Source organism: Denitrobacterium detoxificans (assembly GCF_015062615.1).
GTDB classification, from domain to species: Bacteria; Actinomycetota; Coriobacteriia; order Coriobacteriales; family Eggerthellaceae; genus Denitrobacterium; species Denitrobacterium detoxificans_A.
Genome location: NZ_SUUH01000007.1, coordinates 47,532 through 71,306 on the forward strand (window position 1 = coordinate 47,532; position 23,775 = coordinate 71,306).

General features: G+C 59.3%; 21 protein-coding genes and 1 other RNA gene. 16 read left to right on the top strand and 6 right to left on the bottom strand.

Annotation, left to right across the window (positions count from 1 at the left end):
• Nucleotides 1–80: 80 nt before the first annotated feature.
• Nucleotides 81–542, bottom strand: coding sequence for a molybdenum cofactor biosynthesis protein B (locus tag E7002_RS08320; protein WP_303728431.1), 462 nt, complete (start codon nt 540–542; stop codon nt 81–83).
• Nucleotides 543–916: 374 nt separating this feature from the next.
• Here E7002_RS08320 and E7002_RS08325 point away from each other — a divergent pair, with 374 nt between their 5' ends.
• Nucleotides 917–2,560, top strand: coding sequence for a LuxR C-terminal-related transcriptional regulator (locus tag E7002_RS08325; RefSeq protein ID WP_303728432.1), 1,644 nt, complete (start codon nt 917–919; stop codon nt 2,558–2,560).
• A 4-nt stretch (nt 2,561–2,564) separates the two neighbouring features.
• Here the strand turns inward: E7002_RS08325 and E7002_RS08330 are convergent, their stop codons facing one another.
• A complete protein-coding gene (locus tag E7002_RS08330) occupies nt 2,565–3,797 on the bottom strand; it encodes a hypothetical protein (RefSeq protein ID WP_303728434.1) in 1,233 nt (410 codons plus the stop codon).
• 331 nt (nt 3,798–4,128) lie between these two features.
• Between E7002_RS08330 and E7002_RS08335 the strand changes: the two genes are divergently transcribed.
• From E7002_RS08335 to E7002_RS08360, 6 genes are all read left to right on the top strand, one after another.
• The gene (locus E7002_RS08335; protein ID WP_303728435.1) at nt 4,129–4,941 is read left to right on the top strand and encodes a hypothetical protein; all 813 of its coding nucleotides are present in this window, start codon (nt 4,129–4,131) and stop codon (nt 4,939–4,941) included.
• A gap of 59 nt (nt 4,942–5,000) precedes the next feature.
• Nucleotides 5,001–7,859, top strand: coding sequence for a molybdopterin-dependent oxidoreductase (locus E7002_RS08340; protein ID WP_303728436.1), 2,859 nt, complete (start codon nt 5,001–5,003; stop codon nt 7,857–7,859).
• Entirely contained in the window at nt 7,860–8,438 is a 579-nt protein-coding gene (locus E7002_RS08345) for a 4Fe-4S dicluster domain-containing protein (protein ID WP_303728438.1), read from the top strand.
• Between the two features lie 202 nt (nt 8,439–8,640).
• Nucleotides 8,641–9,333: a molecular chaperone gene (locus E7002_RS08350; protein WP_303728439.1), complete on the top strand. Its 693-nt coding sequence runs from the start codon at nt 8,641–8,643 to the stop codon at nt 9,331–9,333.
• A gap of 86 nt (nt 9,334–9,419) precedes the next feature.
• Entirely contained in the window at nt 9,420–10,130 is a 711-nt protein-coding gene (locus E7002_RS08355) for a ferric reductase-like transmembrane domain-containing protein (protein ID WP_303728440.1), read from the top strand.
• A gap of 99 nt (nt 10,131–10,229) precedes the next feature.
• Entirely contained in the window at nt 10,230–10,982 is a 753-nt protein-coding gene (locus tag E7002_RS08360) for a DmsC/YnfH family molybdoenzyme membrane anchor subunit (RefSeq protein WP_303728441.1), read from the top strand.
• Nucleotides 10,983–11,086: 104 nt separating this feature from the next.
• Here E7002_RS08360 and E7002_RS08365 read toward each other — a convergent pair whose 3' ends face one another.
• The 3 genes from E7002_RS08365 to E7002_RS08375 are packed head-to-tail and all read right to left on the bottom strand — an operon-like array spanning nt 11,087 to nt 13,833.
• Nucleotides 11,087–11,647, bottom strand: a complete 561-nt coding sequence (locus E7002_RS08365; protein ID WP_303728442.1) for a molybdenum cofactor biosynthesis protein B — start codon at nt 11,645–11,647, stop codon at nt 11,087–11,089.
• Nucleotides 11,647–12,900, bottom strand: a complete 1,254-nt coding sequence (gene glp / locus E7002_RS08370) for a gephyrin-like molybdotransferase Glp (protein WP_303728443.1) — start codon at nt 12,898–12,900, stop codon at nt 11,647–11,649. Before glp ends, E7002_RS08365 begins: the two co-directional genes overlap by 1 nt.
• A 48-nt stretch (nt 12,901–12,948) precedes the next feature.
• On the bottom strand, nt 12,949–13,833 hold the full coding sequence (locus E7002_RS08375) for a methionyl aminopeptidase (RefSeq protein ID WP_303728444.1): 885 nt from the start codon (nt 13,831–13,833) through the stop codon (nt 12,949–12,951).
• 181 nt (nt 13,834–14,014) lie between these two features.
• On the opposite strand from E7002_RS08375, the gene alr reads away from it, so the two are divergent.
• From alr to E7002_RS08390, 3 genes are read left to right on the top strand one after another with little or no spacing between them, the layout of a single operon-like run.
• The gene (alr, locus tag E7002_RS08380) at nt 14,015–15,292 is read left to right on the top strand and encodes an alanine racemase (protein ID WP_303728445.1); all 1,278 of its coding nucleotides are present in this window, start codon (nt 14,015–14,017) and stop codon (nt 15,290–15,292) included.
• A gap of 9 nt (nt 15,293–15,301) precedes the next feature.
• Nucleotides 15,302–15,874 (top strand): uracil-DNA glycosylase, encoded by a 573-nt coding sequence (locus E7002_RS08385; protein ID WP_303728446.1) that lies wholly within the window; start codon nt 15,302–15,304, stop codon nt 15,872–15,874.
• Between the two features lie 33 nt (nt 15,875–15,907).
• Entirely contained in the window at nt 15,908–17,248 is a 1,341-nt protein-coding gene (locus tag E7002_RS08390; protein WP_303728447.1) for a folylpolyglutamate synthase/dihydrofolate synthase family protein, read from the top strand.
• Between the two features lie 50 nt (nt 17,249–17,298).
• Here E7002_RS08390 and E7002_RS08395 read toward each other — a convergent pair whose 3' ends face one another.
• Entirely contained in the window at nt 17,299–17,787 is a 489-nt protein-coding gene (locus E7002_RS08395; RefSeq protein ID WP_303728448.1) for a phosphatase PAP2 family protein, read from the bottom strand.
• 206 nt (nt 17,788–17,993) lie between these two features.
• Between E7002_RS08395 and ffs the strand changes: the two genes are divergently transcribed.
• From ffs to E7002_RS08425, 6 genes are all read left to right on the top strand, one after another.
• Nucleotides 17,994–18,087: signal recognition particle sRNA small type (gene ffs / locus E7002_RS08400), an RNA gene on the top strand.
• Between the two features lie 90 nt (nt 18,088–18,177).
• On the top strand, nt 18,178–18,846 hold the full coding sequence (locus tag E7002_RS08405; protein ID WP_303728449.1) for a VTT domain-containing protein: 669 nt from the start codon (nt 18,178–18,180) through the stop codon (nt 18,844–18,846).
• Nucleotide 18,847: 1 nt separating this feature from the next.
• Entirely contained in the window at nt 18,848–20,971 is a 2,124-nt protein-coding gene (dnaX, locus tag E7002_RS08410) for a DNA polymerase III subunit gamma/tau (protein ID WP_303728450.1), read from the top strand.
• 37 nt (nt 20,972–21,008) lie between these two features.
• Nucleotides 21,009–21,314, top strand: a complete 306-nt coding sequence (locus tag E7002_RS08415; RefSeq protein WP_066664099.1) for a YbaB/EbfC family nucleoid-associated protein — start codon at nt 21,009–21,011, stop codon at nt 21,312–21,314.
• An 18-nt stretch (nt 21,315–21,332) separates the two neighbouring features.
• Nucleotides 21,333–21,929: a recombination mediator RecR gene (gene recR, locus E7002_RS08420; protein WP_303728451.1), complete on the top strand. Its 597-nt coding sequence runs from the start codon at nt 21,333–21,335 to the stop codon at nt 21,927–21,929.
• 105 nt (nt 21,930–22,034) lie between these two features.
• Nucleotides 22,035–23,279, top strand: coding sequence for a deoxyguanosinetriphosphate triphosphohydrolase family protein (locus E7002_RS08425; protein WP_303728452.1), 1,245 nt, complete (start codon nt 22,035–22,037; stop codon nt 23,277–23,279).
• The last annotated feature ends 496 nt before the right edge of the window (nt 23,280–23,775 follow it).

Below are 23,775 nucleotides of genomic sequence, written 5' to 3' on the forward strand. Positions count from 1 at the left end.
TGACATTGCAGGAATAAAAAAGCGGCTGACCCTTACGCTTACGGGGTCAGCCGCTTCGTTTGTTGCGTTGTCGCAGTGACCTAGTGGCCTTCGCCTGCCATCATGGAGACGGCGTGGGGTAGGGCGGCCTTGATGCCGTCCCAGTTCTCGCGGGCTGCCTTTTCGCTGCCCGGCAGGTTTATCACCAGATGACGGCCGCGCTGCATGCATACGGCGCGCGAGAGCATGGCGTGGGGCGTGATGGCGATGCTGTGGGCGCGCATGGCCTCCACGATGCCGGGAACGTAGCGGTCGCACACGTCGGCCGTTGCTTCGGGCGTTACGTCGCGCAGCGAAAGGCCGCTGCCACCGCAGGTGAGGACGACGTCGGCGTTCAGCTGGTCGGTGGCGTTCACGATGGCCTCGCCGATCTTCTGGCGGTCGTCGGGAACGACCACGCGGCTTACGACCGACCAGCCCTCTGCGCTCACGAGCTCGATGAGCGCCTTGCCGGCCGTGTCCTGGTCGAGCGTGCGCGTGTCGGAGCACGTCACGATGGCCACGCGCGGAATGTGCGCATGCGGCGCCTTGCCATGGGCCGCGTCGTGTTCGTGGCCCGCATGACCAGCTCATCGCCGCGAACGGTCAATACACCAACCTGTGGAACCGCCAGACGGGCGCGTTCCTGGAGTAGCATCTGCCAAGACGCGCGGTTGCATCGGGGTCTGGATTGCCCCCTCCGGCGGTGGGTGCGAATGGCTGTGAATTTTACCGATGAGGTGAATCGCTTTGACGCGCTAAAGTGATACTATTCGGCATTATTGCGTAAATGACTTTTAATTAGTTCGCTCGCAGTCGGGGCCATTGCTCTCATGCTTGCATCGGATGCGAACTTACCGTGCCGTTGGGAGGTCTGGCGTTGGGCGAAAAGTCTAGCATGGTCGAAGCGTCTTCGGGTGAAGGTGCCGTGAGCGCTGGAATGTCACCAGGGAAATTAACTCAGGGAAGCACCACGTGGCACCTTACCAATATCGATTTTTCGCGCATCGCTGTCGGCTCGTTTTCCCTAGGGTCGATTCTTGCCTGGTTCTGGATCGTCGTTGGTAGCGGCCGCATTCTTCTTATTGGGGATATTGGCCCCTACTTCGAATTGACTGCCGGTTCCGTTGCATTGTTCGCGATTGGTTTGTTTCTGGCTCCTAGGCTTCTAGGCGGAAGGCTGGCGAACAAGCCGAAGGCGTGCGCGATGATTCTAGGCGCCTTGTTGGCTGTGTTTACGGGGATAGCCTTTGCTCCGCAAATCGGCATTCCGATCGATGGGCTCCTCGTAATGATTTCGATGTGGGCTCTCGGTTTGCTTCTCGCCTTTCTCGTTTGCGGTTGCGCCGCAGTATTCGGGGACCTCCCAACCAGTCAGGGGCTTATCTCAACCGTGCTCTCTCTGCTGGCCATGCTCTTTGTCTATTTCTTCATGGATTCCATGCCTCCACTCGGCGTGTACGCTTGTTGCGTGCTGCTTTTGCCGGCTGTGACATACGTGGTTTTCTATGGCATGCGCTTTTCGGGCGATGATGCTGCGCCAGCGGAGGAGGGCGCGCTTGGGTCGAGCCGCGACCAATATGCTCTGCCGCCCCGAAAGCCATTTGCGATGTATGCAAGCTTTATGGCGTACATATTCAGCATTAGCTTTGTTCGGGGCGCAGTTGCTATTGTGTTCAACGACGTAAACGTCTCTCGCGGATCAAATGGGAGCATCGTCTTTGCTGGCGCTCTGGCTGTGCTGATTCTCTTTTTGTACTTAACCCGCAAGGCGGGCCTGCCCGCTTTGCTGGGCGGCTGCTATGTATACGGCGTGCTCGGAACGGCTACTGCCGTGTCAATTCTCACGCTCATTGGGCAGGCGGGTTTCGTGGTGAGAATGCTTTCGCAGGCGGCATTTCTTTTCATTGTGATTCTTGCCTGGTGTTGCATGCTGGCGCTCGCGGGGGAGGGCGATCGGGCTTCGTCTAGGAGGGCGGGAGCCTTCCTTGGATGCATGGCCCTTGCTGCGGCGCTTGGTTGGTCTTTGCCTTTCTTGCTCTCTTTGTTCGATGCCGATTCGTCGGCGATGACGACGTCGCTTGTTTTGTTGGGAACGGTAAATGTCGTTTTCTTCTTCTTCGCTTTCACTGAGAAGGATTTCAAGGAATCGGTAGTGGGTAATGTCGCACAGCCCGATCTGCGTGTGATCGTCGTTGACGATAATCTGTTTGGTGCCTTGAGCGCTTCGGCTGCTGGTGGCGGCGAGCGGGAATCTAATTGGGAGGACGGAAAGCAGACGAAGGCAAAGCGCGGCGCTTTTGTCTCCGCCTGCTTGGAGATCGCCGAAGAGGGCCGGCTCAGTGAGCGGGAGCGCGAGGTTCTCCTGCTGCTTGCAAAGGGCTACGACGCAAATTCAATCGCCGATCAGCTCGTTCTTTCGTATAACACGATTCGCTCGCATATTCGAAAGATATACACGAAGACGGATATCCATACCCATCAAGAGTTGATTGCGGTCATAGAGGCTCGCGCAAAGGAGAAGAAGAGGCAGACAAAGTAGCGCGTTATTCTGCGCAAGCGCGCGTGTCGAAGACGAATTGGCTGCCATCGTCTGCGTGTAGACGCCAGTAGCGGTAATCGACGGACGCGGAAAGGATGGCGGCAATCTCTTCTGCGCTTGGACCTGTGCTGTCGAGCCGGGAGTCCGGCATCTCTTCGGTGGCTTCTTCGATGCTGGCAGGGGCATCGCCCTCCGATTTGTCTTCCTCCTCTGCTTCGTTGGCGGGCGCCTTGAGGTCTATCTGCGATTCCTCCTCGGCCTTCTCGCGCTCCTCGCGCTCCTCGCGCTCGCTTTTCGCAAGCGCCTCCAGCTCCTCATCGGTGAGAATGCGCGGCATGTCAATTTGAGTGATTCGGCCTTCAGGCAGCTTGCCATCATGCAGCAGCTTGCGGAATCGTTCGATTTGCTCGAACGATGCGGTGTCGAGCCTATTGCCCGATACAAGGGGGAACGTAAATACGTAGGGGTCAATTTGCAGGTGGAACCGTTTCATGTGCAAATCCTCTATGCTTACCTGTCGTGCGTACGAGGGGCGGTTGATGGTCCTAAGCTCCTCGCTTACATCGCGGAGAATCCTTCGGGCGGCTGGCGCAAGTACGTCATGCCAGTTGGCGTTGGCCTCATTGGTGTCGTCCCAGAGGGGCCTATGCAGAAGGGAGGCGCGTAGGGTAATGCGAAGTGTTTCCCTCGGCTCCTGCTTACGTTGCTCCTTCAAGGCTGCGTACGTGCGTGCATCGTCGTTGGAGTACATCCTTACGAAGGCTTCGTCCTCTTCTCGCTTGGCGGCGGCCATTCGCTCCTGTTCTTCGCGATAGAGTGCGACGGGGTAGGTTCCGGTCGTTTCCGCAACCTGTACAAGCTGGTCATGCCATGCCTGCTGCTTGAGTTCTTCGTTCGTTTCTTCTAATGGCAACTCGCCGCCAGTCGTTATGCCTTCCTTCGAATCGAAGCCGATTTCCTCGGTGCCGTCGGAGGGCTTCTTCTTGGGGGTATTCTCGGGGTCGTTGGCATCGTCCGTTTGGCCTGGCCCCTCTACGGCAATAAAATCGCTTTCGGTCTTGTGGGCGTCATCGGTTTCCTCGTCCAGCTGCGAATTGGTTGGGGGCTCAAGGCATTCGACTGATCGGAATTCGAACGGCGCGCTCTTGAATACGTTCTGGAGGGTGACCTTTGCTCCCTCGTCCAAATTCGCCTCTTCGGCTAGCGTTGCAATCACCTTAAATCGAGCTCGAAACATGCTTGCTCCTCACCTGTGTCTTCTTGCCCGACCGGGGCGTCGGGGCTCTTTCCACCGCCATTGTAGGTACTTCCTCCAGGGTCTCGAAACGTCCAATAAGCAGGTATTTCTCAAAAGTGCACGTGAGCGCATAACTCAATTTGAGTGAGGTTCGATTTCATGCAATTCGGACGATTCGCGGAGTGGGTAATCATTCACCTGGAAAGTTTCGGCCCGAAAGTCTGCATACTACGATTTTTCGCGTGGAGAAGTAGATGGCGGTACGTCAAGAATCGGGCTGGCTTCCCATGTGCCCCGATATGCCTGACGCCAAGCTAGAGAGGAGAGGCTCATGGTGGCGAATGCCGTTGACGTTGAGGTCCGCATGCCCCTGGATGCCGGCACGTCGATATCAGACACGGAGAAGGCGCCTGTCGATCCGGTGCTTATTGCGAAGGAAAGGGATTTTGCCCGTAAATACACTGATGTCTCCAGCAATGAGGTGCAAGCCGATGGGGATGACGAGGCGGAATTCGAAAAGCGTTGCGCGGATTTGCGCAAGCTCATACATGGCAATCCCGCGCATCGCGAGATTATGTACAAGACGCTTCGCTATTGCAGCCAACGTCGCGATTTCGCCGACGTTGAGGACATGATAACCACGAGTGATGAATTTCGTAGCGCACAGCAATCCCCGTTTCGGATCATCACGTATCTAGTTGACGCCAAGGGGCTCGAGCAATATGCCGTCGATGCCGAGGGGGAGGACGTCACTTCCGAGCGGTGCGAAGGCCTGACTGAGGATGAGGTCGACGAACTTATTGCCTCCTATCAGTTTGTTGCTACGGATGCGGGTAATGCCGTTGCGCAGGAAGCCGCTCCATCCAATCGACTGTCCAAGCTCGCGACGACCATGCCTGATCGTAAGAAGGCGTTTATGGACGTTCTTGGCTTCTGCCAGGAATCTCGATCGATTCAGGAAATTGTAAATCTCTTTGACGCTGCCGATCTTGCCGGCATCAAGTCTCTTAACACCGCTTCCTCGGTTCCCGTGAAGGCGAGCTCGATCGTTGAAAAGCTCGAACGTGCGGGTGGCCTCGTATGGAACGACGGCTGGAGGACGACAAGAGAGGGGGCGGCTTTCCTTGGCGAGATGATGAAGTAACAAGGCGACAACTGTCGTCCCCAGAAAGCAGAAAGCAAGAGAAAGAAGGAGGAGGATTAATGGCAGCAAACAACATGACACGACGCAGCTTCGTGAAAGCGTCAACGCTTGCGACTGCGGCGACCGCAATGGGCGTCACGATGTCGGGGTGTCTTGCCGAAAGCGAAGAAGACCAGGTCGCGGAAGAGAAGGAACGCATTGCCGTTCACACGGCGTGCCACGGTTGCATCCAGCTGTGTCCTTGTATTGCCTATCTTGAAGATGGCATCGTGGTTAAGCTCGAAGGCGACCCTCGTGCTCCCGAGAGCAAGGGGAGCATGTGCCTGAAGGGCATGAGCCAGCTTCATACGGTTTACAGCCCCCGACACGTGTTGCATCCCATGAAGCGAGTGGGGCCGCGTGGTACCAACGAATGGGAGGTTATCTCCTGGGATGAGGCGATTGACTACGCGGGCGAGCAGATTGCCTTGGCCATGCAGAAATACGGCCCGTATGCCTACATGGGTGGCACGGGTGGCGGTGGTTTCTACAATAGCCACGTCATCAGCCCGTTTTCGCATGCCCTTGGTGCACCGAATGGCGCCATCTCGCCGGGTGCGTGCCAATGCTGGCTTCCTCGCGTTACCATTGCCGATAACGTATACGGTGGCGGTATGCAGGGCAATCAATCCATTGCCGACCATGCGAACAACGAGCCGTTCAACGAGTATTCGCCCAAGATTGAGCTGCAGGTGCTCTGGGGAGCGCAGCCGAGCACGAGTCAGGTCGCTCAATCTGGCCGTGGCATGGCCGATCTACGCGTTGGCCGTGGCGTGAAGACTATCGTCATTGACCCAGTGTTCACTCCCGATGCGGCAAAGGCTGATATCTGGCTGCCCGTTCGCCCTGGTTACGATACGGGCCTCATTCTCTCGTGGTTCCGCTATATCATCGAGAACAACCTGTGGGATGAGGATTTCTGCAAGTATTGGACGAACTTGCCGTTCATCATCAATCCCGATACCGAATTGCCGTACAAGGCGGAAGAAATCTGGCCCGATTACGTCAATCCCGCGCTCGATCCCAATGATGTTATTTCCACTCCCGCGTACGTTTGCTTCGATGAGATCACCGGCGAACTGCAGCCCCTGCCGTATACGGCGCCGGAGGATTGCCCTGTCAATCCGCGCCTGCTCGCTACGGTGGAAATCAATGGAAAGACGTGCAAGTCCGCCGCTCAGCTCTACTGGGAAGAGGCGGAACCTTGGACGCTCGAACATGTCGAGGAGGTCTGCTGGACTCCGGCAGATCGCAATAAGGAGGCAATCGAGCTCTACGCGAAGACCGAGTATGCGAATATCTGCCATGGCGTTTTCTCGGATATGATGAACTGCTCATCTCAGGTACCCTTGGGCACGCTGGGCCTCGAAGTCATTACTGGCCGCGTGTATAAGCCAGGCTCGTCGATGACGATGACCGGTGCGCGACCTACCGAACGCCAGTGCGGGTGGATTAACTACTCTGGCGGAATGTACGGCGTGGGCTGGAATATCGGTTGGACGAAGGCTCAGAACGATCGTGCACTTGACGCGCAGGTCCAGGCGCTGAACGAACGTGGTGTCGACGGGGAGGCCATGCGCGAGCAGTGGCATCAAATCACCATCGACCGTATGGGTGGCCTTGAATATCGTGGCATGCTCGACTGGGGCCAGGCTGCAAATGGCCCTTCGCGCATTGCCATGACTACGGGCGATCCCTACCCCATCAAGTGCTGGTTCGATTGCTCTGGCAATAAGCTTGCCATGTTCGGAGATGTTAACAAGTGGATCGAAGTTCGTGAAACTCAGGATTTCATCGTGCATGAATATCCGAACATGACGAGTTTCGACATCGAACTTAGCGACCTGTTCTTGCCCGTGTACGAATGGCTTGAGTGGGAAGGCGGTAGCGGCGCGGACATGATTGCCACGATGAACTACATGTGGCTTCGCCAGCGCGTTATCCACCTTGGCGAGACGGCTCATAACAAGGTTGTTATCGGCAAGGTCCTCGATAGCATTTGCGAGCACCTCGGAGGCGAGGACAAGGTGTACGACCGTGAGCGCATGCGAGGCGTATGCTTCTCCTCGACGGAGGAAATGCACGAGAATTGGGCTCCTCAGTGGGGGTGTAAGACGTGGGATGAAGTCCTTGAGCGTCAGGACGAGCTCAATCCGCGCGTTATTCCGCCCGAGGCGTATTGGCAGTATTACCAGCATGAGGATATCGCGCCAGATGGTCTGCCTGTTGGTTTCAAGACGCTGTCGCGCAAGGTTGAGCCGTACGCTACGGTGCACATCCATTCTTCAATCGACGGATTCCCCTATACGTATCCGTTCACGATGCCTGAAATCGAACATCGTGATGCTATCTGCAAGTTCATTGAGCCTGTTGAAACGCCCGAGAATACGCCAGAGTATCCTCTTACGCTCACATCGGGCCGCGTTCCCCACTTCCACCATGGAACCATGCGCCATGCTCCGTTTACCCGCGAGCTCTACCCTGCTCCCGAGGTCCTCATCAACCCGGCAACTGCCAAGGGCTATGGCATCGAGTCGGGAGATTGGGTGAAGGTCTTTAATTCTCGTGGCGACGCTCACGGCATTGCGAATGTCTGTGAAGCCGTGGCGCCGGGCGTCATCTTCATGGAGCGCTTTTGGAATCCCGAGTGCTTCGACGACTCCCAGGAAACCATTAGCGGCGGCTGGCAGGAATGCAATGTGAACTGTCTGACGCTTGAAGGCCCTGGTAATGAGTTCTTTAGTTCGCAAACGTATCGCGCATTCCAGGTGGACATCGAGAAGTCTACGAGGCCCGATCGCATCTGGGTTGAACCGGAGGAGTTCGAGCCGTTCATGCCCACGCTCATGAACGAGCCTCAGACAGAGGTGGTGTTTTAAATGAGGAACTGCATCGTTGTTAATCTGGACCGTTGCTCGGGATGCGATAGCTGCATCGTGGCATGCAAGCTCGAGAACGGCATTCCCCTGGGTGAGTACTGGAACAGGGTTGATGATATCGGCCCATTCGGATCGTATCCCGAAATTGAGAAATACTGGTTGCCGGTGATGTGCCAGCAATGCGAGAACCCTGCATGTGTGGCGGTGTGCCCTACGGGCGCTTCGTACAAGGACGCGGAAACGGGCGTTGTTCGCATTACGCGTGACGCATGCATCGGATGCAAGAGCTGCATGATGGCATGCCCCTATGGTGCGCGTACATTTCACGGAGAGGACAAGACCGTATACAAATGCGAGCTATGCCCGAGCGTGACGAAGAAGGGCGATGTTCCAGCGTGCGTGCACAATTGCCCCACGGCCGCGCGTTTTTACGGTGATTTGGACGATCCCGAAAGCGACGTTTCGAAGGAGCTTGCCAAGTACGAGGAGTCTGCCATTTTCAAGCTTACGGATACGGTGGGCGTTGGCCCCACTACAAGCTACATCCTGAGTCCCTCGATAGCGACCTGGCAGGGATAGCTCCCCGGGACGAGCCCATCTTGTCCGTTCTCATGGCATCCGCGCTAGAGTCTCCCTCGATCTAGCGCGGATGGGCGCAAGGCGTCGAGTCGTCATCCAATCCTCCCATCGGCTCAACGTCTTGCGCCTTGCCGGAGACTGCGAAAGGCGGCGCCGGTCTGCGCGATTCACGCGAGGGAGAGCCAAGAAGGAGAAGGTAGAAATGATGACGAATGAGACGACGGAATCCACCATTGATATGCTTAGGGCGCGCTCGAGTTTCTATCGCGTGCTCGAAAGCTTCTATTACAAGAAGCTGACCGAAGACCAGATAGATTCGATGAGTGCCACGGACTATTCTGCGTTCGGGGAAGTAAGTCCAATCATCAAAGAGGGCTTCGATGATATCAGGCATTATCTAGCGCGTAATCGCTGGGGCGCTCGCGAGCGCCTGGCTGTTGACTTCACGGCTGCGTGGGTTGGGACGAGCACGTACGAGGGCCGCTATGCCGAACCTTTCGAATCTCTATTTCGTGGCGAGGAATCGCGTTTGGCGGGGGAGCCCGCAGCGGAGGTGTATCGGGCGCTCAAGCGGGCTTCGCTGAAGGTGGACGAATATATCCATCTGCCCTCCGACCATCTCTCCTTCGAGATGGAATACCTTGCCATCATGGGGCTTCGTGCTGCTGACCAGCTTGAAGCGGGCGATTTGAACCTTGCGCGCGAGAATCTGGAAACGCAGCGAGCCTTTCTCAATGATCACGTGCTGAGTTGGTTCGATGATTTCAAGGCCCTTAGCGAGAAGATTTTGAAGACGCGTCTGTATTGCGGCGTGCTCAAGGTGACGAAAGGCTTTATCGAGTTAGACGATGAACTCCTCGCCGATGCGATAGACCTGCTTGGGGAAGCAGCGTAGCGCAGAATCTGAGGAGCTCTTGGATTTGTTTCGCTTGCGCTATCAATGGAGGTTATCGCGCTATGACGTTTTTGCTAACTCTCGTCGTGACCATCGCGGTGGTCCTTTGCCTGAGGAAGCCGATGATGTCGGCCCCATGGGCGTTTTACGTTGTGGGCGTCTTGCTTGATGTTCTGCTGCTTGCGCAGTGTCTGGGGATGCTGCCGAACGAATTAGACCTTGTAGTAATGCCGCTTCTCCGTCGCGGTTTTGTGGCGTTGTCGCTGTTCGTGGTCGTCATGTATATTGGTGTCTTCCCGTACAATGGCAAGGTGCGCAATTACCTCGCGCCCGTCCGCGCGGTGCTTTCCATCGTGGCCTGTATCTTGGCCCTTGGGCACATAGTCGTTTATTTTTCGCCTTACGTCACCGGCCTTTTCGCGGGGGCTCATTTTCAAGCGCCCATTGTCGCTTCGATGATTGCGGGCGTGGTGCTGCTCATTCTTTTGCTTCTCCTGGGCGTTACGTCTTTTCGCTTCGTGCGAAAGCGCATGCGTGGAAAAACCTGGATTAGGCTTCAGAAGCTGGCTTACTTGTTTTACGCGCTCATTTACGTGCACTCGATGTGCCTGCTCATGCCGCCCGCAATTAACGGAGGGTTAGCGGCTCGTGTCAGCGTCGTGGTGTATTCCGTCGTATTCGGCGCATACGCTATCGCTCGTACTGCCAGGATGGTCATTGACCATCGTGCGTCGCAGGCTGCGAATCGCAATCTCAATAAAGACCGACAGCGAGAGCTCGACGGTCAGGCTTTATAGCCCACATGCTGGCGCTCCGCGTGTTGGAGGTCCGTAGGCGGCTGCTTCCTCAAAGCGCTGGGCGCTTCCCGTTTATTCATAATGAAAGGATAGACAAAAATGATTTCCGAATTTCCCCTGTTCGTCTATACGGTTCTAGCTGGCATTGCGGCCGGTGGCTACGTAACCAGGGCAATGGTACCGCTCAAGGCGGAGCGTAAGGCGCCGTGGGCGTTTGCCCTTGCGTGCTTGATCATGCTCGCGATTGGCGGGGTGGCGCTTCTTTGCCATCTTGGTCAGCCGCTTCGTGTGCTATACGCCTTCAGTAACCCGACTGCCGGCATTGCTCAGGAAGGCGTCACGACTGTGCTTTTTGGCGTTGCCGTGCTTGGTGACATGATTTTCTGCATCACCAAGAAGGAATCCCCGCGCTGGCTCATCGTCGTGGCGGCTGCGTTTGGTGTTGCTCTGACGATTGCGATGGGTTTGGCATACACCGCGTTTCTGGGTACGCCTGCTTGGGCAAATCCCGCCACCGTTCCGTTTTTCGTCGTGCCCGACCTTGCCATGGGTGTTGGCTTCTACCTGATGTTCAATAATGAAGCCCTTTCCAGCAAGCTTATTTCCTCCTACGGTATTGTCATGCAGATTCTCTCCGCTGTCTGCGTGGCTGCGGTTGGTGCCCACTTTGCGGGGCTGGGTTTGAACGTGGTGCCGTTTGTGGTCGGCATCGTATGTCTTGTCTGTGCTTGCGCTTTGACCGTCGTTGCTCGTAAGGGCGAAAAACCTTGGGCTGCCTCGGCCATTTGCGCGCTCGCGATAATCGGAGTCGCGATTGCCCGCTATTCCTTTTATACGGCGAGCATCGTGTAGCGTTGCCTTGCCGTCCGCCTGGGTGCGGCGGATTGCATATACGAAAAGGGCTCTGGTCTTATGGTGACCAGAGCCCTTTGCTTGCTCGATATGCGTTCCGTGGCCTAGTGGCCTTCGCCCGCCATCATGGAGACGGCATGGGGCAGGGCGGCTTTGATGCCCGCCCAGTTTTCGCGGGCTGCCTTTTCGCTGCCCGGAAGGTTCACGACTAGGTGGCGTCCGCGCTGCATGCACACGGCGCGCGAGAGCATGGCGTGCGGCGTGATGGCAACGCTGTAGGCGCGCATGGCCTCCACGATGCCGGGAACGTAGCGGTCGCATACGTCGGCCGTTGCCTCGGGCGTTACGTCGCGTAGCGAAAGGCCGCTGCCGCCGCAGGTGAGGACGATGTCGGCATCGAGTTCGTCGGTGGCGTTCACGATGGCCTGGCCAATCTTCTGGCGGTCGTCGGGAACGATGACGCGGCTTGCCACGTGCCAACCTTCGGCAAGGACGAGCTCGATGAGCGCCTTGCCCGCCGTGTCCTGATCGATCGTGCGGGTATCGGAGCACGTCACGATGGCTACGCGCGGAATGTGCTTGTGCGGCGCCTTTCCATGCGCGGCGTCGTGCTCGTGGGCCGCCTTGGCTGCGGCTTGCGGGTCGAACTGCTCTGCGTTCGTCATTACAGCACCAACTCCTCGGGGATGTCCAAAAGCAGGCATTCTACCAGGTCGCCTGCGTGCTTGCTTTCCAGGCCTTCGGGCATGATGGCCATGCAGTTGCTTCGCTGAATGGGCCCGAACAGTCCGCTGCTCTGGTTCTTTGCGGGCGTTACCACGTAGTCGTCGCCTTCGCGCACGATGGTGGAGCGCGTGTAGATGCGACGCGGGTCCTTCTTCTTCATGTCGCGGGAAAGGCGCGCCATGACCTTGGTGTGCTCGAAGTGCGTGTAGCCCTGCATCTTGCGCAGGGCGGGGCGGATGAGCACGTGGAAGCCAATGTAGGCGGCTGCGGGGTTGCCTGGCAGGCCGAATACTGGCACGCCGTCTACCAGGCCAAACGTCTGGGCTTTGCCGGGGCGCATGTTTACGGTGGTCATGCGCAGGTCGCCGAGTGTATCCACGACGGGCTTGATGAAGTCGTAGTCGCCGTTGGCGGCGCCGCCCGTGGTAATCACGAAATCGCAGGTCTTCACTGCTTCCTGCACGGCCTTTGCAAGCGCCTCGTAGGTGTCTTCCACGATGGGGAGCACCTGGGGGATGCCGCCGGCCTGCTGCACGCAGGCGGCCATGGCGTAGCTGTTCGAGTTGCGAATCTTGCCGGGCGTGGGCACTTCGCTGGGTGGTACGAGCTCGCTGCCCGTTGCGATGATGGCAACGCGGGGGCGACGGTACGTGGCCACTTCCATGGCGCCGCAGCTTGCCAGGAAGCCAATGCCCGCGGCGCTGATGACTTCGCCCACCTGCACGACCGTTTCGCCTGCCTTGGCCTCTTCGCCCGCTTCGCGAATGTTGTTGCGTGGCTTGGTGGGGGCAGTAAACGAAACGACGCTGCCCGTCTTGCCGTCGCCTTCCACGATGCCGACGATTTCGTACTTCACGACGGCATCGGCGCTTTCGGGCAGGGGCGCGCCCGTCATGATGCGGATGCACTCGCCTGCGCCGATGGTGCCCTCGAATACGCTGCCCGCGCCCTCTTCGGCGATGACGCGCAGCGTGACGGGGTTTTCTTCCGTGGCACCTTCGAGCTCTGCCGCATGCAGGGCGTAGCCGTCCATGGCGGAATGGGCGAAGGGCGAGATGTCGATGTCGCTCGTTACGGGCTCGGCCGCAACGCGACCGACTGCGTCGAGCAGGGGAACGCGCTCGACGTCGAGCGCATGTACGCCCGCAAGCACCAGTTCGCGAGCCTCTTCGGGGGAAATCATTTCAGGCATGGCAATCCTTTCGCGTGAATGCGCCTGTGGTTGATTGTGTGGGGTGATTTACCAGGAAAGCAGCTCGTAGCCGTCTTCGGTGACGACGATCTGCACCTCCCACTGGGCGGAGTCGCTGCCATCGGCGGTGCGTACCGTCCAGCCATTCGGGTCGGTCATGTCGATGGCCGCGCCGCCCATGTTCACCATGGGCTCGATGGTGAAGCACATGCCCGGCACCAGGATGGGGCCCGTGCCCGCTTCGGCCACGAAGCTCACGAACGGATCCTCGTGGAATTCCAGGCCAATGCCGTGTCCGCCGAATTCGGCCACGACCGAGTAGCCGGCTTCCGTGGCCACCTTGTTTACGGCAGCGCTTACGTCGCCCAGGTGACCCCAGGGTTTCACGGCGGCAAGGCCCGCTTCCACCGAGGCCTTCGTGACTTCCACCAGGCGCTTGCGCTCGGGGCTTACCTCGCCAATGCAGAACATGCGCGACGAATCGCTGAAGTAGCCGTTGCGGATGGTGGACATGTCCACGTTTACGATGTCGCCTTCCTGCAGTACGTCGTCTTCCGAGGGAATGCCATGGCAGACCACGCTGTTGATGGAGGTGCAGACGCTCTTCGGGAAGCCTTCGTAGTCCAGGTCGGCGGGGATGGCATCGTGTTCGATGCAGTAGTCGTAGACCCACTTGTCGATTTCGGCGGTGGTGACGCCGGGGCCGATGTGCTCGGCCACGTAGTCGAGCGAGCCCACGTTGACCTCGGCCGAGTACTTGATGCCCTCGATTTCCTCGGGCGTCTTCAGCAGGCTGCGGTAGAGCATTTCGTTGCCCTGGTCGTAGAGTTCCTGCATGCGCTCGTCGTTGCGCAGGTGGCACTTCTTGTATTTCTTTCCGCTACCGCACCAGCATTCGTCGTTGCGGTTCGGGGAGATGAGTCCGTCGAACATGGGATTCCTTTCGTTGGCGACAGGTGCCGCTCCTTTGTATCCGTGCAATCATAATCCAAATACGGGAATAATGCTCGCGTTTGACGGAGTGCGGTAACTCACGTGTTGCTCACGTGTGGGCGCGGCTTGTCGCACGCGTCGAGCGCTATACTGAAACCTCCATATGAAAGAAAGGCATGTTGTGGCGCACGAAGAACCGTTGAATGGATTTACCGGCTTCAACCGGAAGAAGAGCAGCTTCCAGTATTCTCGTTCGGCCGAAGCGAGCAGTCCCCATGGGGAAGTGCCCTTCGATTTGGAGAAACTCGACGAAATGCCCTCGTCCGACCGTCGTTGGGCGTGGGTCGAGATCGACCTTTCCGCCATTCGCAATAATGTGCTCGAGGCGAAGCGTCGTCTGCGCCCGGGCTGCCGCCTTATGGCGGTCGTGAAGGCCGACGCCTACGGCCATGGTGCCGTGCGCGTGGCGCGTACCGCGCTGAACAGCGGTGCCGACGAACTGGCGGTGGCCACCGTCGACGAAGGCGTCGAACTGCGCAAGGCGGGCATCCATGCGCCCATCCTGGTGCTGGCCGAGCCTCCCGCTTCTTCCATCCCGCTGCTGCTGGGCTATCACATCATGCCGGCGGTCTACACGCCGGAATTCGCCCTGGCGTATGCCGAAATGGCCGACGCGCATGGCATGAAGGCCCCATTCCACCTGGCCGTGAATACGGGCATGAACCGCATTGGCGTGCGTGCCGAGGAGATCATCGAATTCGAGCGCACGGTGAGCTTCCATCGCGCGTTGGAGCAGGTGGGCACGTTTACCCATTTCGCCACGGCAGACATGCCGGAAAACATCGACTTCACCATTCAGGTGCATCGCTTCACCGAGGCCATCGACGCGCTGCGCGTTGCGGGCATCGACCCCGGCACCGTGCACGCGGCCAATTCCGCCGCACTGTTGCGCTATCCCCAAACGCATTTCGACATGGCACGTCTGGGCATTTCCCTGTATGGCTTCCATCCGTGCAACGAAACGCGTGGTACGGTGAACCTGAAGCCCGCCATGAGCGTGTACGCGCGCATTACCGAATGCAAGCAGGTGCCCATGAGCGAGGGCGTGAGCTACGGCCTGAATTACCGCAGTACCGGCAGCGTGAAGATCTGCACGCTGCCCATTGGCTATGCCGACGGCCTGAACCGCGCGCTTTCCAGCCGCGTGAACTTCATCCTCGACGGCACCTACGTGCCGCAGGTGGGCAACATCTGCATGGACCAGTGCATGTTCGAGGTGGACATGCGCACGTACGGCACGCGTCGCCGTCTCGATCCGCAAATTGGCGACGTGGTCACCGTCGTGGGTCAGCAGGGCGATGCCGTTACCACCATCACCGAGATGGCGTATACCCTGCATACCATCGAGCACGAGCTTGCCATCGCGTTCAGCCATAGGCTGCCGCGCGTGTACGTGTAGGTTGCGGCAATGAGCTCTTCCGCACGTCACGAGGGCATTTCGCTCGAGGAAATTCGCACTCAGGTGCAGGCTTGCCACGCTTGCCCCTTGGCCGACGGCCGCACGAACGTGGTCTTCGGCGATGGCGACCCGCATGCGCGCGTCCTCATCATCGGCGAGGCTCCGGGCAAGAACGAAGATGCCCAGGGAGTTCCTTTCGTGGGCGCCGCCGGCAAGTCGCTTTCCAAGCTGCTGGCCATCGCAGGCCTTACGCGCGAAGAGGTGTTCATTGCGAACGTGCTGAAGTGCCGTCCTCCGGGAAACCGGAACCCGCGCGCCGAGGAAATCGAGCAGTGCACGCCGTTTTTGCGTGACCAAACGCGTGCCATCGACCCGGAATACATCGTTACGCTGGGGAACTTCGCAACGAAGTACATCTTGAAGACCCAGGTGGGCATTACGCAGCTGCATGGCCAGCTTCAGCAGATTGGCAGGTTCAAGGTGTTCCCCATCTATCACCCCGCTGCCGCCATCTACGACAGGAAGAAGCAGGCTGCGCTCGAAGAGGATTTCGCCACGCTGGGCGAACTGTTGAAGAACTAGCCTTCTCGGCTACGAATACGGATTGGGATGCGCATGGCAGAGGAAGCGCTTGCCGGCTTCGACCCGGTTGAATATATCAATACCCCGCGCTGGCAGGAAAGCCGCATGGGGCTCGATCGCATCACGCAGCTCATGGAGCGCCTGGGAAATCCTCAGGATTCCCTGCGCGTGGTTCACGTTGCGGGCACGAATGGCAAGGGCTCTACCTGCGCGTACATTTCCGGCGTGCTGCAGGCGGCTGGGTATCGCACGGGGCTGTTCACCAGCCCGTACATCATCGAGTTCTCCGATCGCATCCGCATCGACGGGTGCAACATTTCGCCCGAGGCCCTTATGCGCGCCACGTTGGAGGTGCGCGCCGTGGCCGAGGCCATGAGCGACCATCCGACGGAGTTCGAGCTGATGACGGCCGTGGCGTTCGTCGCCTTCAAACAGGCGGGTTGCGAATGCGCGGTCATCGAGGTTGGCCTGGGAGGCCGCCTGGATTCCACGAACGTGCTTTCCCATCCCGAGGTGTGCGTGCTTGCGCCCATCGCCCTTGACCACACCCATTTGTTGGGGGATACCGTCGAGGCCATCGCCCGCGAGAAGGCGGGGATCATCAAGCCTGGCGCCTCGGTTGTGAGCGCGCGTCAGGCGGAAGGGGCGAAGTGCGTGATCGAGCAGGCTGCGGCTGCGCTCGACGCGCCCATCACCTGGGTGGATGCCGATGCCCTTTCCGAATCGCGCCTGGAAGAGGCCGTGCAGGATGGTCATGCCATTCCCATGCGTGTCTTCTCGTACGCGGGCTTTTCGCGCCTTGCAACGCGCCTGCTGGGAACGTATCAGCCGCAGAATGCGGCGCTTGCCATCGAGGCGTGCCTGGCCCTGCGTGCGCGTGGTTTCAACGTATCCGATGAGGCCATCTGCCAGGGCATTTCCAGCGCGCGTTGGCCGGGGCGCTTCGAGATTGTGGCCCACGAGCCCACGTTCATCGTGGATGGTGGTCACAATCCACAGGGCGCACGCGTGCTCGTGGAATCGCTGAAGAGCGTCTTCCCCGGTCGCAAGGTCACGTTCTTGGTGGGCGTGCTTGCCGACAAGGATTATTCCGCCATGCTGCGCCAGGTTGTTCCGCTGGGCAGCGCATTCGTGTGCGTCCAGCCGCCCAACCCCCGTGCTCTTTCCGCGCAGGATCTTGCCGAGGCCATTGCGGGTATTGCGCGCGAGATGCCTGCTGGCGAAGGCGATGTGAAACTGCACGTCGCAGGCGATATTGCCAGCGGCGTGGCGCGTGCGCGTGACATTGCCAGGGCAGATGGCCTGGTGTGCGCATTCGGCAGCCTGTATTCCATCGCCGACATCATGGTCGCTCTGCGCAAGCTTGGGGCATAGCGCGTCGCGCTTGCACCCGATGGCCCGCGCCGATGCGCGGGGTCTTTCCGCTACGGAATGAGCAGGAATCCGAAGGCACCGCAGGCCAGGCCCAAGATGGTGCCTGCCACCACGTCGCGCGGGAAGTGAACGCCGCCCACTACGCGTACCCATGCGATGATGGCCGTGAGCAAAAAGGCCGCAACGCCCGCGAAGGGGTTCAGGTAGAACATGGCACACGCGATGATCGTGGCGCTGAACACGTGGCGGCTAGGGAATGACTTGCCGTTCTCGTTGCGCTTGATGAGCGGGTGGATCCAATACATCTGATAGGGGCGTGGCGCGTTTATGGCGCCGCGTATGAGCGTGCAGAGCGCGAACGAGATGGCGCAAACCAGCAGCACGCGCAGGAAGCGCGCGTCGCCCGTGTAGAGCAGCCATCCAAGCACGAAGACGTACCCCGCAGCCACGAGGTATACCAGTACGCGGTCGAACAGCGCGAGCTTGGCCGCCTGATGCTCGTAGGGCTTCGATATGCGTTCGTAAAAATCTGCGTACATGGAGTTCTTTCGGGTGGGATTGGCTTTCGAACATTGTACCCATTGCCCGCGACAAGGCAAAATGGGCGGCGAAGCATGCTCGTAGAGGGTCACGGCGCCTCCCTATGTTCGTTTCGTTGCCCCTATGTCCGTTATTGCCGCATGAACGGGGAAACCGCTATACTGAATGGCGCTATCCGCCAGCATAGGCGGAACGAAAGTACCTCGAATGGGCTTGGGCGGCGCCAAGTTCCGAACCTGGTCAGGTCCGGGAGGAAGCAGCCATAAGGGACCGCTGACGAGCGCCCATGCCTATTCGGGGTACTCATGTATATGCCGCCGCTTCGGCGGTTTGCTGAGGGGGCTGCGGGCTTGGCCCGCGCTACACGCGAAACGACGCGAAAGGCTCGCATGGATTTCATTAACTTCATCGTCAAATTGTTGCACGATCCGCGTACCATCATTGCCGGCTGGATTGCCACGCTTGGCCCTGGTCTGGTGTACACGCCGCTGTTCCTGGTCGTGTTCGTGGAAACGGGCGTCGTGGTGTTCCCGTTCCTTCCCGGCGACTCGCTGCTGTTCGCCGCAGGCGTGTTCTCGGCCGATGGCGGCGGGCTCAACATTTTCGCCACGCTCATCGTGTTCTATGCGGCGGCCATTCTGGGCAACACGTCGAACTACTGGATCGCGCGCTTCTTCGGCAGCCGCATCATCGACTCGGGCAAGGTGAAGGCCCTCACGCCCGAGCGCATGGCGAAGCTCGACCACTTCTTCGCGAAGTATGGCGGCCTTACCATCATCATCACGCGCTTCATGCCGTTCTTCCGCACGTTCGCCCCGTTCGTGGCGGGCACGGGCCATATGAACTTCGGCAAGTTCACGGTGTTCAACGCCATTGGCGGCGTGGCCTGGGTCAGCCTGTTCGTACTGCTGGGCTACTTCTTCGGTGGCATCCCGTTCGTGCAGGAGCATTTCGAAGTCATCATTCTGGGTATCGTGGGAGTGTCGGTGCTCCCCGCCCTCATTGGCGCGGTGAAGGGCGCACTTGCCGCCCGCGCGAAGAAGAAGGAAGCGAAATAGCATGTCAGAGGCTCTATATCGCAAATATCGCCCGCAGGTATTCGAAGATGTGGTCGGTCAGGATCACATCGAGCGCACGCTGAAGAATGCCATCGAGCAAGATAAGGTCAGCCACGCGTACCTGTTCTGCGGCCCGCGTGGCACGGGCAAGACCACCACGGCGCGCCTGCTAGCAAAGGCCCTGCTGTGCGAAAACGGCCCCACGAGCACGCCCGATGGTACGTGCGAGCAATGCCAGGCCGTGGCAAACGGCACGCATCCCGACGTATATGAACTCGACGCGGCAAGTCGCACGGGCGTCGAAAACGTGCGCGACGAGATCATCGGCCGCGTAAACTATGCTCCCACCAGCGGAAGCAAGAAGGTCTACATCATCGACGAGGTCCACATGCTGTCTACGGCCGCGTTCAACGCGTTGCTGAAGACGCTTGAGGAACCCCCGTCTCACGTGGTGTTCGTGCTATGCACCACCGACCCTCAGAAGGTCCCCGAAACCATTCATTCGCGCTGCCAGCGCTTCGACTTTCATCGCATCTCGAATGACGAGATCGTGGCTCGCCTGGGCGCCGTCTGCGTGGCCGAGGACGTTGAATTCGAAGGCGACGCGCTCGATTTGATCGCCCATCGAGCTCAGGGCGGCATGCGCAACGCCCTTACCTCGCTGGAACAGCTCATCGCCTTTGGCGAGGGCAAGGTCACGGTGAAGGGGGCCGAGGATCTTCTGGGTTCCCTGGATTCTTCCGACATGGCCGAAATCATCGACGCCATTGGCAAGCGCGATGCCGCCGCGTGCTTCACGTGGACGGCTACCTATATGGAAACGGGTGCCGACCTGGCGCAATTCGTGCGCGATATGGCGCAGCACGTGCGCAACATGTATGTCATGTCGCTGGCTGGCGCTGATGCCGCCATCGACATCACCGATGCCGAGCGCCGTGAAATCGTTCGCGAGCTGGAAATGTTCGGAAGCGATCGCCTGGCCAACATGCTTGGCGTGTTGGGCGACGTGGTGTCTGACATGCGCAGTTCCACGAACCCGCGCCTTCTGTTCGAAATCGCCCTTACGCGCCTGGTGCGTCCCGACGCCGAGCTCACGCTCGCATCGCTGGCCGAGCGCGTGGAGGCGCTCGAGGGCGGTGCCGCCGCCCTGCCTTCGCGCTCTGGCGTGGCTGCGCCCGCGCAGGCTCCTGCGGCTGCGCCCGTTGCGGCCCACGCGCCTGCGACGGTTGCCGCCCCGGCTCCTGCGCCTGCTCCCGCTCCGGTTGCTCCGCAGGCTCCCGTGGCTCCGGCTCCTGCACCTGCGCCCGCGCAAGCTGCCCCCTCGAAGCCGCTTTCGGGTCATGAGGCTGCCCGTGCAGCAGCGGCGGCTGCTGCGGCCCGTGCTCAGCAGGCGCGTAACCACGCGAATGTGGCTGCCACGCCCGCGCCGGCTCCGGCTCGCACTGCTCCCAAGCCTGCGCCGAGCCGTCCGTACGCGCAGCCTACGCCGGCCGTTCCCGCGGCGGCGTCTCCCGCGCAGGCCGGTGGCGACTTGGCCAGCGTTGTGTCGAACCCGGCAGCGCTCCAGCGCATGTGGCGTTCGGTCGTAGCGGCGGTCAAGAAGGAAAAGCCCGCGTATGGCGTGTTCCTCATTGCGGTGAAGGTCGCTCCTGAGCCTGGCAATACGGGCGTGCGCATCGAATTTGCGCCCGGCAACGAATTTGCGTTCTCGCGTGCCCAGAAGCCCGAGTTCCAGGATATGCTCAAGCGCATCTTCGTCCAGGTAGCTGGCGTGGATGTTCCCTTTACGTGTGTTCAGGCCGCTGCTGCGGCTCCGGCTCCCGCGCCCGCTGCTCAGCCTGCTCGCCCTGCAGCTGCCCCCGTCGTTCCTCCGCGTCCGGCTCCGGCTCCCGCGCCTGTTGCGGCTCCCGTGCCCCCGGTGGACGACGTTCCGCTCGACGCATACGAAGGCGTCGTGCCAGCTGAAGCGCCTGTGTACGATGCCCCTGCTGTCGCCCCCATGCCAGCGGCGGCTCCCATGCCCGCCACGGCGGATGGCGCCGCGCCCGAAACGGCCGACGATTTCAGTAAAATGCTTTCGGAGACGATGGGCTCGTCCATCGTGTTCGAGCAGATAGACGAATAGACAACGCCCTCGTGGCGAAGCGAAAAGGAGACCATTCATGGACATGAAGAAGATGATGCGCCAGGCCCAGAAGATGCAGGCGCAGCTGGCCCAGGCCCAGGAAGAGATCAAGGACATGGAGCACGAAGCCACCGCTGGCGGCGGCATGGTGAAGGTCGTGGTCACGGGCGAAATGATGGTCAAGTCTATCTCCATCGACCCCGAGGCCGTCGATCCCGAGGACGTGGAAATGCTGCAGGACATGGTTCTGGCCGCCACGAACGAGGCTCTTCGCGGCATGGCCGAAATCAGTTCCGCCCGTCTGAACAGCGTTACCGGCGGCATGAACATCCCCGGCTTCTAGACTGCAATAGGCTCAGACATGCAATCCGCTCCTTCCATACAGACGCTGCTCGATGAGTTTTCCCGGCTGCCCGGCATTGGCCCGAAGTCGGCCCAGCGCATTGTCTACTGGCTTTTGAATTCCGATCGCGCCACCTCCGAGCGCTTGGCGGAAGCCATTATGAATGTGAAGGATTCGGTGCATTTCTGCAAGACGTGCTTCAACTACGCGGAGGGCGATTACTGCCAGATATGCGAATCGTCCGACCGCGATCGGGGCATCATCTGCGTGGTTTCCGAACCGCGCGATATTCCTCCTATTGAACGCACGCACGAGTTTTCCGGCTTGTATCACGTCCTCGGCGGGGCGCTTTCCCCGCTCGAGGGCATTGGCCCCGACGACCTGAATATCGGCGAGCTCATGGCGCGCCTGTCCAGCAGCGAGGTGCACGAGGTGATCCTGGCCACCAATCCCAATGTGGAAGGCGAAACCACCGCCAGCTACCTTGCGCGACTTATTCGCCCGTTGGGCATTACCGTGACGCGCCTGGCCAGCGGCTTGCCCGTTGGTGGCGACCTAGAATTCGCCGACGAGGTAACGCTTGGCCGCGCCATCGAAACAAGGCGTACACTGTAGGCTACATGCCCTCGCGCTGCGCGTTGCCCCGTATGCAGGTGCATGCAAGAGCAAATGAACGGGCGCGTCATGCGCCGCGTTTCGGCGGAAAGGAACAGGAGCGCAATGGCCGTGGCGAGCAATCCCGAATTCACGTTTACCGAAGACGAGCGCGCCTATGTGCGCGAGGGGCTTGCCGCTCGAGAGGCCCTGCTTTCCCCGTATGCTACGCGTGATAGCCAGGCCATATTCGAGCGCCCCGATCGGCAAGACGAAGACACCGATTTGGTGCGCCCCGCCTTCGTTCGCGACGTGGATCGCGTGCTGAACAACGCTTTCTACAACCGCTGCATGGACAAGACGCAGGTCTTTCCGTTCTATCGTAACGACGACCTCACCAGGCGCTCGTTTCACCTGCAGCTGGTTTCCCAGATATCACGCAAGATCGGCGCCGCCCTGCGCCTGAACATCGCGCTCATCGAGGCCATCGCCCTGGGGCACGACATGGGGCATACTCCGTTTGGCCACGAGGGGGAATACGCGCTTTCCGATGCGTATCACCGTCATACGTCTGCATCGGGCAAGCCCGGGCGCTATTTCAACCATAACGTGCACAGCGTTCGATTGCTGCGCACGGTGGCATATCGAAATCTTTCCCTGCAGGCGCTCAATGGCATGCTCTGTCATTGCGGCGAAAAGGCCTTTGCGGAATACCATCCTGCGCCATGCGATACGTTTGCGCAGCTGGATGACATGATGGAGACGTGTTACACGCAGAAGGGCGCGAGCCAGCTTCTGCGGCCCTCCACGCTGGAGGGGTGCGTGGTGCGCATCTGCGACATCCTGGCCTATCTGGGCAAGGACAGGCAAGATGCTCTTACCGTGCGCGTGCTCACGCCCGAGGAGTACCCGCTGAAAGACAGCGTGCTGGGCTCCACGAATTCCGAGTTCATTCACAATGCTACGGCCAACATCATCAAGAACAGCATCGAGAAGCCCTATCTGGCTATGGACGAAGACGTGTTCCAGGCCATCATCGATGCGAAGGAGCTGAACAGCCGTCAGATCTACCTTTCGCAGGAAGCGCATGAAAAGCTTACGGGCATCGTGCATCCCATGATGGACCGCCTGTACGAGCGCTTCTTGGAAGACGTGAAGGCGGGCGACGAGAGCTCGTACATCTTCCGCCATCACATCAATGCGTGGATGATGCGCAGCAATCCGGTGTATGCGAGCCAGGACCCGAATGACATCGTGGTCGATTACATTGCGAGCATGACTGATGAGTACTTCATTAGCCTGTTCAACTACTTGTATCCCGAAGAGGCCATAAGCGAGGAAGAGCTGTACGTTCCGTACTTCCACGAGTAACGTATGCGCTGCGTGTTGCGTACGACATGCGCGAAGGCCGTTTTGGCGCTTGATTTCAGGGGTTTCGACGATGCGTTTCCCCAGTTCATAAGGGTAGTGTCATTGCCTCTGCCGCTCACGGAATTTATATATTCACAATTTCTGCAAAGGCAGGTATAATACCACGTCGGGTTAAGCGTTCTACGCTGAAAGAGGGTTTTGCACTGGAGGGAGCAAGGCTCTTTTTCATTGTCTAGGAGGGTTTGCCACCAACCCAATAGGGTGGCGTTGCTCGCGGCTGGTTCGGGGAGGATCCAGCCGCGAGCTTTTTTATTCCATCGAGCGGGTTTCGGTTTGCTAGCGCATTGCATAAATGGGGGCTTTTCCCGTATGCATTTTCGAAAATGATTCATCTGGGGTTCCTTTTATAAAAATGCATGTTTGGGTCCCTAGAGGGCTGTCTTATGCATGTTCTCCGGTAAATATCCGATTAGCTGGATATCAAAAAACCTCTTGA

Excerpts from the sequence above, each read along its gene's own strand:
- E7002_RS08325 (WP_303728432.1), top strand. The coding sequence starts at position 917 with ATGGTCGAAGCGTCTTCGGGTGAAGGTGCCGTGAGCGCTGGAATGTCA.
- E7002_RS08330 (WP_303728434.1), bottom strand. The coding sequence starts at position 3,797 with ATGTTTCGAGCTCGATTTAAGGTGATTGCAACGCTAGCCGAAGAGGCG.
- E7002_RS08335 (WP_303728435.1), top strand. The coding sequence starts at position 4,129 with ATGGTGGCGAATGCCGTTGACGTTGAGGTCCGCATGCCCCTGGATGCC.
- E7002_RS08340 (WP_303728436.1), top strand. The coding sequence starts at position 5,001 with ATGGCAGCAAACAACATGACACGACGCAGCTTCGTGAAAGCGTCAACG.
- E7002_RS08345 (WP_303728438.1), top strand. The coding sequence starts at position 7,860 with ATGAGGAACTGCATCGTTGTTAATCTGGACCGTTGCTCGGGATGCGAT.
- E7002_RS08350 (WP_303728439.1), top strand. The coding sequence starts at position 8,641 with ATGATGACGAATGAGACGACGGAATCCACCATTGATATGCTTAGGGCG.
- E7002_RS08360 (WP_303728441.1), top strand. The coding sequence starts at position 10,230 with ATGATTTCCGAATTTCCCCTGTTCGTCTATACGGTTCTAGCTGGCATT.
- E7002_RS08365 (WP_303728442.1), bottom strand. The coding sequence starts at position 11,647 with ATGACGAACGCAGAGCAGTTCGACCCGCAAGCCGCAGCCAAGGCGGCC.
- glp (WP_303728443.1), bottom strand. The coding sequence starts at position 12,900 with ATGCCTGAAATGATTTCCCCCGAAGAGGCTCGCGAACTGGTGCTTGCG.
- E7002_RS08375 (WP_303728444.1), bottom strand. The coding sequence starts at position 13,833 with ATGTTCGACGGACTCATCTCCCCGAACCGCAACGACGAATGCTGGTGC.
- E7002_RS08385 (WP_303728446.1), top strand. The coding sequence starts at position 15,302 with ATGAGCTCTTCCGCACGTCACGAGGGCATTTCGCTCGAGGAAATTCGC.
- E7002_RS08390 (WP_303728447.1), top strand. The coding sequence starts at position 15,908 with ATGGCAGAGGAAGCGCTTGCCGGCTTCGACCCGGTTGAATATATCAAT.
- E7002_RS08395 (WP_303728448.1), bottom strand. The coding sequence starts at position 17,787 with ATGTACGCAGATTTTTACGAACGCATATCGAAGCCCTACGAGCATCAG.
- E7002_RS08405 (WP_303728449.1), top strand. The coding sequence starts at position 18,178 with ATGGATTTCATTAACTTCATCGTCAAATTGTTGCACGATCCGCGTACC.
- dnaX (WP_303728450.1), top strand. The coding sequence starts at position 18,848 with ATGTCAGAGGCTCTATATCGCAAATATCGCCCGCAGGTATTCGAAGAT.
- E7002_RS08415 (WP_066664099.1), top strand. The coding sequence starts at position 21,009 with ATGGACATGAAGAAGATGATGCGCCAGGCCCAGAAGATGCAGGCGCAG.
- recR (WP_303728451.1), top strand. The coding sequence starts at position 21,333 with ATGCAATCCGCTCCTTCCATACAGACGCTGCTCGATGAGTTTTCCCGG.
- E7002_RS08425 (WP_303728452.1), top strand. The coding sequence starts at position 22,035 with ATGGCCGTGGCGAGCAATCCCGAATTCACGTTTACCGAAGACGAGCGC.